14 protein-coding genes are annotated in these 11619 nt (G+C 60.1%); 6 read left to right on the forward strand and 8 right to left on the reverse strand.

What is annotated here, in order from left to right:
- The first annotated feature begins 151 nt into the window (after nucleotides 1-151).
- From ACP7AP_RS11890 to deoD, 3 genes are all read left to right on the forward strand, one after another.
- Nucleotides 152-2113: a methylmalonyl-CoA mutase family protein gene (locus ACP7AP_RS11890; RefSeq protein WP_426034464.1), complete on the forward strand. Its 1962-nt coding sequence runs from the start codon at nucleotides 152-154 to the stop codon at nucleotides 2111-2113.
- A gap of 90 nt (nucleotides 2114-2203) precedes the next feature.
- A complete protein-coding gene (locus tag ACP7AP_RS11895) occupies nucleotides 2204-2554 on the forward strand; it encodes a DUF6455 family protein (RefSeq protein WP_426034422.1) in 351 nt (116 codons plus the stop codon).
- An 84-nt stretch (nucleotides 2555-2638) separates the two neighbouring features.
- Nucleotides 2639-3343 carry a purine-nucleoside phosphorylase gene (deoD, locus tag ACP7AP_RS11900; protein WP_426034423.1) on the forward strand — a complete coding sequence of 235 codons (705 nt, stop codon included), beginning with the start codon at nucleotides 2639-2641 and terminating at the stop codon, nucleotides 3341-3343.
- Here the strand turns inward: deoD and ACP7AP_RS11905 are convergent.
- Nucleotides 3340-4218: a LysR family transcriptional regulator gene (locus ACP7AP_RS11905; RefSeq protein ID WP_426034424.1), complete on the reverse strand. Its 879-nt coding sequence runs from the start codon at nucleotides 4216-4218 to the stop codon at nucleotides 3340-3342. The genes deoD and ACP7AP_RS11905 overlap by 4 nt on opposite strands.
- Nucleotides 4219-4339: 121 nt before the next feature.
- Here ACP7AP_RS11905 and glyA point away from each other — a divergent pair, with 121 nt between their 5' ends.
- Together glyA and ACP7AP_RS11915 are read left to right on the forward strand one after the other, a co-directional pair.
- Nucleotides 4340-5659: a serine hydroxymethyltransferase gene (gene glyA, locus ACP7AP_RS11910; RefSeq protein WP_426034425.1), complete on the forward strand. Its 1320-nt coding sequence runs from the start codon at nucleotides 4340-4342 to the stop codon at nucleotides 5657-5659.
- Nucleotides 5660-5709: 50 nt separating this feature from the next.
- Entirely contained in the window at nucleotides 5710-6684 is a 975-nt protein-coding gene (locus ACP7AP_RS11915) for an aldo/keto reductase (RefSeq protein ID WP_426034426.1), read from the forward strand.
- 84 nt (nucleotides 6685-6768) lie between these two features.
- Here ACP7AP_RS11915 and ACP7AP_RS11920 read toward each other — a convergent pair whose 3' ends face one another.
- The 3 genes from ACP7AP_RS11920 to ACP7AP_RS11930 form a co-directional block, all read right to left on the reverse strand.
- On the reverse strand, nucleotides 6769-7641 hold the full coding sequence (locus tag ACP7AP_RS11920) for an urea carboxylase-associated family protein (protein WP_426034427.1): 873 nt from the start codon (nucleotides 7639-7641) through the stop codon (nucleotides 6769-6771).
- 257 nt (nucleotides 7642-7898) lie between these two features.
- The gene (locus tag ACP7AP_RS11925) at nucleotides 7899-8588 is read right to left on the reverse strand and encodes an acyl-homoserine-lactone synthase (RefSeq protein ID WP_426034428.1); all 690 of its coding nucleotides are present in this window, start codon (nucleotides 8586-8588) and stop codon (nucleotides 7899-7901) included.
- A gap of 129 nt (nucleotides 8589-8717) precedes the next feature.
- Nucleotides 8718-9230, reverse strand: a complete 513-nt coding sequence (locus ACP7AP_RS11930; protein ID WP_426034429.1) for a helix-turn-helix transcriptional regulator — start codon at nucleotides 9228-9230, stop codon at nucleotides 8718-8720.
- Nucleotides 9231-9446: 216 nt separating this feature from the next.
- Here ACP7AP_RS11930 and ACP7AP_RS11935 point away from each other — a divergent pair, with 216 nt between their 5' ends.
- Nucleotides 9447-9920, forward strand: coding sequence for an autoinducer binding domain-containing protein (locus ACP7AP_RS11935; protein WP_426034465.1), 474 nt, complete (start codon nucleotides 9447-9449; stop codon nucleotides 9918-9920).
- 6 nt (nucleotides 9921-9926) lie between these two features.
- Here ACP7AP_RS11935 and ACP7AP_RS11940 read toward each other — a convergent pair whose 3' ends face one another.
- The 4 genes from ACP7AP_RS11940 to ACP7AP_RS11955 form a co-directional block, all read right to left on the reverse strand.
- The gene (locus tag ACP7AP_RS11940; RefSeq protein WP_426034430.1) at nucleotides 9927-10247 is read right to left on the reverse strand and encodes a hypothetical protein; all 321 of its coding nucleotides are present in this window, start codon (nucleotides 10245-10247) and stop codon (nucleotides 9927-9929) included.
- A gap of 98 nt (nucleotides 10248-10345) precedes the next feature.
- Nucleotides 10346-10477: a hypothetical protein gene (locus tag ACP7AP_RS11945; RefSeq protein WP_426034431.1), complete on the reverse strand. Its 132-nt coding sequence runs from the start codon at nucleotides 10475-10477 to the stop codon at nucleotides 10346-10348.
- A gap of 41 nt (nucleotides 10478-10518) precedes the next feature.
- Nucleotides 10519-11295 carry a succinate dehydrogenase iron-sulfur subunit gene (locus ACP7AP_RS11950; RefSeq protein ID WP_426034432.1) on the reverse strand — a complete coding sequence of 259 codons (777 nt, stop codon included), beginning with the start codon at nucleotides 11293-11295 and terminating at the stop codon, nucleotides 10519-10521.
- 27 nt (nucleotides 11296-11322) lie between these two features.
- On the reverse strand, nucleotides 11323-11619 hold the full coding sequence (locus tag ACP7AP_RS11955; RefSeq protein WP_426034433.1) for a hypothetical protein: 297 nt from the start codon (nucleotides 11617-11619) through the stop codon (nucleotides 11323-11325).

An 11619-nucleotide genomic window follows, 5' to 3' on the forward strand; every position in this document is an offset into this window, starting at 1 on the left:
GCTGCGTTTTCCAATGACAAGGGCTGTCATGTTTGAACGCGTGCAGATTTCCCGGCCCTTCGCCGCAACGCAGCGAATTGACACTTGCGTGAAATTGCGCTTAGTGCTGCACTGGCGCAAGAATATTTCCGATGCGATTCAGGAGGCCGAGATGGCGCGCAAAGAAACCCCGTGGTTGTTCCGCACCTATGCTGGCCATTCCACCGCCGCCGCCTCGAACGCGCTCTATCGCAGCAATCTGGCGAAAGGCCAGACCGGGCTTTCGGTGGCTTTCGATCTGCCGACCCAAACCGGCTATGATTCCGATCACGAACTGGCGCGCGGCGAGGTCGGCAAGGTCGGCGTTCCGGTCAACCATCTGGGCGACATGCGCGCGTTGTTCAAAGATATCCCCCTAGAACAGATGAATACGTCGATGACGATCAACGCCACAGCGCCTTGGCTGCTGGCGCTGTATATCGCAGTCGCCGAAGAACAAGGCGCCGATGTTGCCGCCCTGCAAGGCACCGTGCAGAACGACATTATCAAGGAATACCTGTCGCGCGGCACCTATATTGCGCCGCCGAAACCCAGCCTGCGGATGATCACCGATGTGGCCGCCTACACCCAAAAGCACCTGCCAAAGTGGAACCCGATGAACATCTGTTCCTATCATTTGCAGGAAGCGGGGGCGACGCCGGAACAGGAACTTGCCTTTGCGCTCGCCACCGCCTGCGCCGTGCTGGATGATCTGAAAGGTAAAGTATCAGCCGCTGATTTCCCCAATATGGTCGGCAGAATATCGTTTTTTGTCAACGCCGGCATCCGCTTCGTCACCGAGCTGTGCAAAATGCGCGCCTTCGTTGATCTCTGGGATGAGATTTGCCTGACCCGCTACGGCATCCTTGAGCCCAAATACCGCCGCTTCCGCTACGGCGTGCAGGTCAACTCTTTGGGCCTGACCGAGCAGCAGCCGGAAAACAATGTCTACCGCATCCTGATCGAAATGCTCGCCGTCACTCTGTCAAAAAACGCCCGCGCCCGTGCCGTGCAACTACCCGCCTGGAACGAGGCTTTGGGCCTGCCGCGCCCGTGGGATCAGCAATGGTCTTTGCGGATGCAGCAAATCCTCGCTTACGAGACGGACCTTTTGGAATACGATGATCTGTTTGACGGCAATCCGGCGATTGACCGCAAGGTTACCGCGCTGAAAGACGGCGCGCGGGCGGAATTGGCGCAGATTGACGCGATGGGCGGGGCTGTCGCCGCCATTGACTATATGAAGGGCCGTCTGGTCGAAGCGAACGCCGAGCGCATCGCCAAGATTGAATCGAAAGAAACCACGGTGGTCGGCGTCAACGCTTGGGTAGAAACCACCCCCAGCCCGCTGACGGCGGGTGATGGCTCGATCATGCTGTCTGATCCGAAAGCCGAGGCTGATCAGATCGCCCGCCTGGCCGCATGGCGCGCAAACCGTGACGAAGCCGCCGTGCAAGCCGCTCTCACCGCACTCCGAGCCGCCGCAGCTTCCGGCGCAAATATCATGCCCGCCTCGATCGCCGCCGCAAAAGCCGGGGCCACCACCGGCGAATGGGGCCTGATGGTGCGCGTAGCTTTCGGCGAATACCGCGCGCCGACCGGCGTATCCCGCAACCCGTCGAACCGCACCGAAGGGCTGGAGCCGATCCGTGAGGCTGTGCAAATCCTGTCTGCCAAACTTGGCCGTCCACTGAAGTTTCTGGTGGGAAAACCGGGGCTTGACGGCCATTCCAACGGTGCTGAACAAATCGCCGCCCGCGCCCGCGATTGCGGCATGGATATCCATTACCAAGGCATCCGTCTGACCCCCGCCGAAATCGTCGCCTCTGCGGTCGATCAAAACGCCCATGTCATCGGCCTGTCGATCCTGTCGGGCAGCCACCTGCCGCTGATCCGCGACACGTTGCAAAAAATGCGCGAGGCGGGGTTGTCGGGCGTCCCGCTTGTTGTCGGTGGCATCATCCCGGAAGATGATGCACGCGCCCTGCGCGCGATGGGTGTTGCCGCCGTTTACACCCCGAAAGACTTCGAGTTGAACCGCATCATGCTCGATATCGTCGGTCTGGTCGACAAAACCACGCTGGCGGCTGAATGACGAAGCGTCGTCAATCCGCGCTGAAATTGCGCTAGATCAAATCTGCCCCCGTCCATCCATGCCATGTCTCTGACGACACAGGAGATGCCCATGTTTGACCGGATCAAGGCACTGAAGCACCGCTGGCAAGATCTGAAAGAGATCGCACAGCTTAACCAACGCGCGTTGGACGATCTGGGCATGACCCGCGATCAGATTGAGGCCTTCGCGCGGATGCCGCAGGATGTCCCCGACCGCGTTGTGGCGATGGCGCAGATTTTCGGGCTGACCGAAGCGCAGGTCCGCGCCGATCACGACCGCTACCACGAATTGCTTTACACCTGCGGCCAGTGCAAAGACCGCAAAAATTGCAGCAAGGTGCTGGAACGTGGTGCGCTGGCGAAACCCGCGGATGCCGCGTTTTGCCTGAACAAAGCCAGCTTCGCGGCCGGGCTCGGCTAAGGCTTCTCTGGCTTAAGACTTCTGTGGCCCAAGGCTTCCCCTGCCCCGCAAAACGTCATAGCTTCGCCGAAAACGGAGAATGCGATGACCTTCCATATCGGTGCCAAACCTGGGCAGATTGCCGAAACCGTTCTGCTGCCGGGCGATCCCTACCGCGCCCGCTGGGCAGCACAGAACTACCTTGAAAACCCTGTTTTGGTGAACGAGGTGCGTGGCATGTTGGGTTATACCGGCACATGGCGCGGCCACCGCGTTACCATCCATGGCTCGGGGATGGGGATGCCGTCGCTGTCGATCTATGCCAATGAATTGATGAAAGATTATGGCGCACAAACCCTGATCCGCATCGGCTCGGCAGGGGCTTTGCAAACCCATGTCAAGCTCCGCGACGTGGTTCTGGCGCAGACCGCCAGCACCTGCGGCAGCCCGTCGCAAAGCCTGTTCCGCGAGTTGAATTTCGCCCCCTGTGCCGATTTTACCCTGCTGACGGCAGCGCATAAAGCCGCGCTGAATATCGGCGTGCCGGTGCATGTCGGCGGGATTTTCTCGTCGGACACCTTCTATGATGAGCGCCCCGATCTGTCGGATCAGTTGCAGCGCCACGGCACGCTTTGCGTCGAGATGGAGGCCGCCGAACTCTATATGCTCGCCGCCCGCTACACCCGTCGCGCCCTCGCCGTGCTGACGATTTCCGACCATATCCTGACCCATGAAGCCCTACCCGCCGACCAGCGCGAAACCAGTTTCGGCGCGATGGTCGAAGTGGCGTTGGAGGCGGCTTTCAGCTAAACCCGCGCCCCTGCCACCTGCAAAAACCGCGCGGCGCGCTGCACCGCAGAACCGGGTCGCATTGGCCGCGCCGACCACAACCGCAAGCCCCCCGGCAGAGTAACGCGCTGCTGAAACGGCGCCACCAATGCCCCCGCCGCCAGATGCGAGGCGACCAAAGCCTGATGCGCCATCAGCACACCCGCCCCGCCCGCAGCCTCCTCCACCGCCAGCGCATAGAGCGAAAACACCGGTACACGCGGGGTGAAATTCTGCCCCGGCATTGCGGCATCTGCCCAGATTTTCCAGTCTTGCGCCCAACTTGCATCGGTCAAACACGTCACCCCGGCCAGATCTTCGGGGCGCTGCAACTTTGCCGCAAGTGACGGAGAACACACCGGAAATATCACATCCGGTGCGATGATCTGATCGCCCTCACCGTAAAACAGGCTGAGATCATAGGGCAATCGCTTCAGGTTCGGCGGGGCCTCCATCGCGGTGATCGAGATTTCAATCTCGGGAGCCGCAGTGCGCAAAGCAGGCAGGCGCGGTGACAGCCAAAGCTGCGCAATCGACGGCAAAGTCGCGATATGCACCACGCGGGGTGCTGCTTCGGCGCGCAAAACCTGCACCGCCGCCCCCAGCGCATCGAAGGCCAAAGTAAATTCGGGCAACGCCCGCGCCCCAGCCGCCGTCAACGCCACCCCGCGCCCAGCACGCTGAAACAACCGCGATCCCAACGCCGCCTCCAGCGCCTTCACATGCGCCGTCACTGCCCCCGCCGTCACGCCCAACTCGGTCGCAGCCAGCGCAAAACTGCCCAGCCGCGCCGCCGCCTCAAAAGCACGCAACGCCGACAGGGCCAAATCTTTCGGGCGGGGTGGTGCAACAGCCATGTTACCTCAATTTTTTCTAAGCTTAGTTTTTTATACCATAGTTTTTCTAACCCTAGTTTTCCGCAATTCTGATTTGCCCGCAAGCCCCCGCTCTGGTCTGCTGCCATAAAAGGAGATCACCATGCCCCATCTTGCCCGCCGCTCTTGGGTTCCCGCCGCCTGCGAAGCCCTGATCCAACGCCTTGCCAGTGACGCCACCGCGCCCTCGGCGCAGGTCGCGAACCGGATTGAAACGCTGATCCAAACCAATGCGCAAATCCATAATCAGGATTGCTTCAACCTCAATCCCGCCACCAACATCATGAATCCCCGCGCCGAAGCCGCCCTGTCGCGCGGCCTCGGCAGCCGCCCGTCCCTGGGCTATCCGGGCGATAAATATGAAATGGGGCTGGAGGCGATTGAGGAGATCGAGGTCATCGCCGCAGAACTCGCCGCCGAGATTTTTCAAGCCAAATACGCCGAAATCCGCGTTGGCTCTGGCGCTTTGGCCAATCTTTACGGCTTCATGGCGCTGACCAAACCCGGCGATGTGATCATCGCACCCCCCGCCACCATTGGCGGCCATGTCACCCATCACGCCGCCGGCTGTGCTGGGCTTTACGGGCTGATCACCCATCCCGCCCCGATCAATGCCGATGGCTATACCATTGATCTTGAACAGCTTCGCAGCCTCGCCCACCGCGTGAAACCCAAGCTGATCACCGTCGGAGGCAGCCTTAATCTGTTCCCGCATCCGGTCGCGGAAATTCGCGCCATTGCCGATGAGGTTGGCGCGAAACTGCTGTTTGACGCCGCCCATCAATGCGGCATCATCGCGGGCGGGCTTTGGGCCAACCCGCTGCACCAAGGCGCGCATCTGATGACGATGAGCACCTGTAAATCACTTGGCGGCCCGGCAGGCGGGCTGATCGTAACCAATGACGCCGCGATTGCCGAGCGCCTCGATCACATCGCCTACCCCGGCATGACGGCGAATTTTGACGCCGCGAAATCCGCCGCCCTCGCGTTGTCGCTGCTGGATTGGCGCGACTATGGCCACGCTTACGCGCAAGCAATGGTCGATCTGGCGCAGGCGCTCGCCAAAGAACTCACAGCGGTCGGCCTGCCGATCTTTGCCGCAGATAAAGGCAGCACCCAAAGCCATCAATTCGCCATTGAGGCGGCGGGCTTTGGCGGTGGCCAAACCGCCTCGAAAACCCTGCGCAAAGCCGGTTTCCTCGCCTGCGGCATTGGCTTGCCGATTGCTGATGTTGCAAACGATCTCAACGGCTTGCGCATCGGTACGCCAGAGCTTGTCCGTCGCGGCGTCACCCCGCAACATGCCCAGGCGCTTGCCGCCCTGATTGCCGAAGCCCTGCGCTCCAACGCACCCGAAACGCTCGCCCCCCGCACCGCTGCGCTGCGGCAAAACTTCCAAGGCCTGCACTACATGCACCCTTGACCTAACCGATTCGTGGGCGTCTATTGCGATCCCCTCAGCAGGAGACGCCCATGAAAACCCGCAAACTCGGCCAAAACGGCCCGACTATATCCGCCATTGGCCTGGGTGCTATGTCCTTCGGCGGCATCTTTGGCGACACGAATGAGGCCGAAAGCCTGCACTGCCTTGATGCGATGCTGGACCAAGGCATTGATTTTATTGACACCGCTAATATCTACGGCATGGGGATTTCGGAAACCATCATTGGCAAGTGGCTGACAACCCGCCGCCCGAATGTCACCATCGCCACCAAAGCCAGCTTCGTTTCGGGCCCGCCGCGCCGCATCGACAATTCGGAACGCCATCTGCGCGCCGAGCTGGAGGCCTCGCTGAAGCGGCTGAACCGCGACCATGTCGAGCTGTTCTACATCCACCGCCGCGAGCACGCCCGCCCTTTGGCCGAGGTGGTAGGCACCCTGTCGCGGCTGATCGAGGAAGGTAAAATCGGCGGCTACGGCATGTCAGAAATCGCCCCCGACACATTGCGCGCTGCCCATAAAATCCATCCCTGCAGGGCGGTGCAAAATGAATATTCTCTGTGGAGCCGCCAGCCCGAACTGGGCATGATTCAAGCCTGCAAGGCGCTTGGCGTCGCCTTTATCCCGTTCTCACCGCTGGCGCGCGGTATGTTGGGCGACATTCCCCTCGCCAAACCCACCGACGGCTTTCGCAGCCAGAACCCGCGCTTCATCGAACCGAACTTCAGCGAAAATACCAAGACGATCAATGCTTTCCGCAGCTTCTGTGCGGCGCGCGGCTGGACCACCGCTGCCGCGGCTTTGGCATGGATCTTGGCGAAAGGCGAGCATCTGATCCCGATCCCCGGCACCCGCAAGGCGGAAAACCTTGGCCAATGGGCGCAGGCCACCGAGATCACCTTTACGCCCGAAGATCACGCCGAAATCGACCGCCTCCTGCCCCCCGGTTTCGCTGCGGGCGACCGTTATGGTGATCATCAACTGCTGGCGATTGAGCGCTATTGCTAAAACTAAGCTAAAATCGTCACCGTCAAGGATCATCCTCTGCGCAGAACTAGCCGCAGGGGGTTTGGGGGGCGGAAGCCCCCCGACTTACACCGTCACAGCCGCACCATGGCTGCGATCATAGCCATTCGACACCGCCGTGTGCCAGCCTTCGGGCAAAGCCAAAGGCCTAAACACCTCCACCAGCAACGGAAAACATGCTGCCTGATCCGAGGAATGTTCAGACGAGCAATCGCCTCCGGGGCACGCCGACAAGCCACCAATCAAATCCATCGCGGCGAAAAATTCAATGAAATCCCCCGGTCGCACCGGGCTGGCTTTCATGAAATACTGCCCGGTGTCGCGGGTGAAGCCGGTACACATGAACACGTTCAGCACGTCATGCACATGCGCCTCGGCTTGCCCCAGCGGCAATCCGGTGCGTTCGGCCAAAGCCCGCGTCAGATTGGAATGGCAGCAATGATGATACTGCCCGCCCGACAGCAAATTGCTGGTGTAAGGGTCGCAGCGGGTGCCGATCACGTCATGTACGCTGCCGCCAAACGCATCGAAGCCGTACCAGTCCAACGTATCCTCGGTGATCAAAGCCATCTCGCGCAGATAAGGCAGCGCCGACCACATCCGATCGCCCGCCGACAGATGCGTACCGTGCAAGGCGCGGGTTTTGCCCGAGAAAAACCGCTCGGTCAGATCATCGGCGTTCCACAGATTGAGATCACCGACCTGCGGGCCTTCAACGCTGGTGATGCGAAAGAAATGCCCGGCGGGCACGTCAAAACACCGCGCCTCACGTGCGGGCACCAGCACTTCGGCCACCCGTTTCCACCCGACCCTTGCAGCAAGATAGGGTGCCAGATCCGGGCGCGGCAGGCTTGAGACAGGGTAGCAAATCACCGGCTTCACCGCTTTGCGCGCCTCTGCATCGGTGGGGGCGGCATGGTCTGGCTGGTCTGGTTTCATCGCTTTCTCCCAAATTGTGTCGGCACGCCAAATCCCCCGGCTTACGCCGCGCGCAAACATTGCCTTGGCGCGCAACCCACCCCGGGATCACAGACCGCACCACAGGCCGCGCAGTGATAGCTGCTGTGGCCTGCCCGCCGATCCAACCGCCAGCGGCAGTCGCGCGTTAGCGTCGAGTTGCGGCGTGCTGCCCAAGCGTAGACAAACACCGACACCAGCAGAACCAGCAATAACAACGGCATAGGGCTTCCTTTTCATCACTCCCAGCATGGCCTAAGCCGTCGCACCCTGCAAGAAGCTCGGCTCTGCCCGCAAACGGTGGCTTGGGAAGGGGACGGCGCCACCCGCAACTGCCGCGCCCGCGAAAACTCGGCCGGCATCCGCAGCACCGCATATTGCCGTCCATCTTCATCATTGCGGTACGTATCGCCCAAGCGCGACACCTCATAGCCGATCTGGCGCAAAGCCCGCATCAGCGTCAGTGACGACAGGCAAATCAGCTCCTCACCACCTTGCGCGCGGGTGATTTCCACCAAACCATCCACAATCAAGGTCAGACATTCAGTGCGCTCTGCCGCCGTCGTCAGCGCATCCGAGATCACCAACCGGGTACATTCCCAGACATTTGGCGTCGCAATTTCCACCGACATGACATGCGACGGGATGTGCGGCAGCTTGCCGGAATAGGCGTCGCGCAGCATATAAGTATGCGCGCCCCAAGTGGCCGTGGTGGCCATAGCGCGCGCGCCGCCCACAACCTGGCCGTGTCTTAAAACCAGCGAATAATGCGCGACCGGGGTGTCATATTGATCCATTTCCACCTTGGCATTATGCGGCACATCCCAGCCGAGTTGGTCGACAAACACCTGCTTACGCAATGCAAGAAAATCGTAAAACGCCGAGCCATAACGATGGAAATCGGAAAAATCGAAGCGGATATTGTCCATAGGGTACTCCTAAACATGCTGAATCGTTTCTGATACAGCGACAATACCCCGGAAGTTGTATTTGCCGACAGTCCGCAAATTTAGCGCGACTGTCGGAATGGTTAAAATTTGCTGGATTATCAGTGGCGCTTAAAGAATCCGCCGCGCGGCGGCGATCGAAGCCGCTTGGGATTGTGTCCGCGCGCCCAACTTACGCTTGACGTTATTCAGCCGGGCTTTAACAGCGCTTTCCGAAATTCCCAGACGCGCGGCGATTTGTTTCAGCCGCAAGCCCTCGGATTGCAGTTTCAGCGCCTCAACCTCGGCATTTGTCAGGCTTTTCTCATCCTCCGGGCCCGCGTGCAGCTGCTGCATGATTCGCAGCAGCCCCTCCATCTCGGAATCTTCAAAGTCGCGGTCATCGCGGAAAAACAGCCCATAGCTGCGTCTGCCCTTGTCGCGTGGCGTCATCACCGACACCGCAGCACCGTGGCCCAAGCCGAACACTGCGGCATGGGCGCGCACCTGATGCGGGTCGGTCGCGGCCATTTCCGAGAATCGGATGCCACCTACATTGCCATAGACCCAGCGCATCGCCGGGTCCTGCACAACTAGCCCATGGGTTGTGTAAAACTCCACCCATATGTCAGGCAGATTGTTCATCTCCTCCTCAGGAAATGAGAACCCAACCCGCAAAGCGACATAAGAACCCGCCGGGGCTATATGTTCGATCTGATTTTTCATTGCCTGCAGAAGTGTCATATGCTCAAAACAGTTGTCGAGGACTCTACCACGTCATAGCCTCGCCGCGTGGATATTGCCCGGATAAAGTGTAATTCGCAACCTCTAGCATCCAAAGGGTGAGTGATCGTGAACGATATGACTAAGGTAGACTCCGTTTCAGATCGGTTGACCCGGCTGCGGGCGCTCTGTGACAGTGGTTTTGCTCTGGCGGCCCATATTCGGTACACGCGCCCGACGATCTTGTACAGAACCTATGATCAGGCGTGGATTGACCATTACAGCGAGCGCGGCTTCATGCTCAGTGACCCGGTCGTGCATTGGGGGCTGACCCGTACAGGTGCTGTCAACTGGGCGGACCTCACCGATCAAGACCCGCAATGCGTCATTCGTGATGCGCTGGCGCATGGGCTGCACAATGGCTGGACCTATGCGGTCGGGCCGCAAACCTCGCGCACCATCGCCGGCATGACCAAAACCGGGCCGGATTTCACCGCACCCGAGCGCGCCGAGATTTCCCAGATCGTCGATGATCTGCATGATCTGACCGAGGGCTTTGAAAGCTTTTCCACGGAAACCCAAGCTGCTTTGCTGGCGATTGCCGACAGGTAAACCCGCCTAATCGCCAAAGCGAATCCGCGCCGCCAACCCCACCCCTGCTTCGGGCGGCAGGTAAAGATTGACCTGCCGATACGGTGCCCGCCCCGAGATCAGCATCTGCCGGTTCGCCAGCGCCTCGGCCAACTGCTTTTGCAGCGTGACGGGCCAGTTGCCACCACAGACCGCCAGCAAGCTGCGCAGGTCTTCATTCTCTTTCTCGGTTAACACCGTCACCGCCCGCCAACCATTGCCCCAATCCATATCCGGCGTGCCGGTCTGCAGCGTCCGGGCGGAATGACAGGCGCGCGCTGATCCAACGCCACGATGGCATAGGTGCAATCAAAGCCGTTCAGATTGCTCTGCACCACGCCTTCCGAGAATCGCCTGCTGGCTACAGGTTCGGCAATCGGGGTCAGCCCAGAAAAGAAATCCTGCGCCTAGGCATCGGTTGAACGGCACTGCCCCGGTGTCCAGATGCAGGGGAAGACACGCGCGCGTTCGCGTAGCAGCGGCAGGCCGATGATCAGCCCCAAACCACAGGCCAGCACCATCGCAAAAAGGCGCGCCATACGGGCACGCCGTTTGTAATTATCAAACGCCGACGAAGCCCTTACACCACCCGATCGACCATCATCTTCTTGATCTCGGCAATCGCCTTGGCCGGGTTCAACCCCTTCGGGCAGGTCTTGGTGCAGTTCATAATGGTATGGCAGCGATAGAGCTTGAACGGGTCTTCCAGATCATCAAGCCGCGCGCCCGTCGCCTCATCACGGCTGTCGATGATCCAGCGGTAGGCGTGCAGCAAGGCCGCTGGCCCCAGATATTTGTCGCCATTCCACCAGTAGCTTGGGCAAGACGTGCTGCAACAAGCGCACATCACACATTCATAAACCCCGTCCAGTTTCGCGCGGTCGTCAATCGACTGCCGCCATTCCTTTGCGGGTTTGTTGGTCTTGGTTTCCAGCCACGGCATGATGCTGGCATGCTGGGCGTAGAAATGCGTGAGGTCGGGGATCAGATCCTTCACCACCGGCATATGCGGCAGCGGATAGATTTTCACATCGCCGCGCACCTCGTCCAAGCCGTAGATACAGGCCAAGGTGTTGATGCCGTCGATGTTCATCGCACAAGACCCACAAATCCCCTCGCGGCAGGAACGGCGGAAGGTCAGCGTCGGGTCGATCTCATTCTTGATCTTGATCAGCGCATCCAGCACCATCGGGCCGCAAGTGTCCATATCGACGAAATAGGTGTCAACGCGTGGATTTTCACCATCATCCGGGGTCCAGCGATAAATCTGGAACTTGCGCACGTTCGCACCCGCAGGCTTCGGCCAGGTCTTGCCGGTGCGGATTTTCGAGTTTTTCGGCAGGGTGAATTGAACCATCTGACAGACCTTTTCTTAACTTCCGCGTCAATACCGGCTGGCGGGAATGCTGCTATAGGGACGCGTCGGCATCTCACCCGAGCGGTGATAGACGCAATTTTGGTAAACCTGATCAGGGTCTTTGCCTTGCAGGTAATCATTGCTGAAGGTGATCTCGCCGAAGGTATGGCTGCGACCATCCGAGCCGATCCCCACCCCTACCTCGCCGCGCGGATGCTCGGCCAGACGGGCGCGCTCAAAACACTCGCGCTCGGCCTGCGCAACCGGAATTGGTCCGCAGGCGATCAGCGGCAACAGGGCGAGCAGAGCTAGGGTCGGGCGCAC

Origin of the sequence: Cypionkella sp. TWP1-2-1b2, assembly GCF_049896245.1 — a bacterium.
GTDB lineage: Bacteria > Pseudomonadota > Alphaproteobacteria > Rhodobacterales > Rhodobacteraceae > Cypionkella.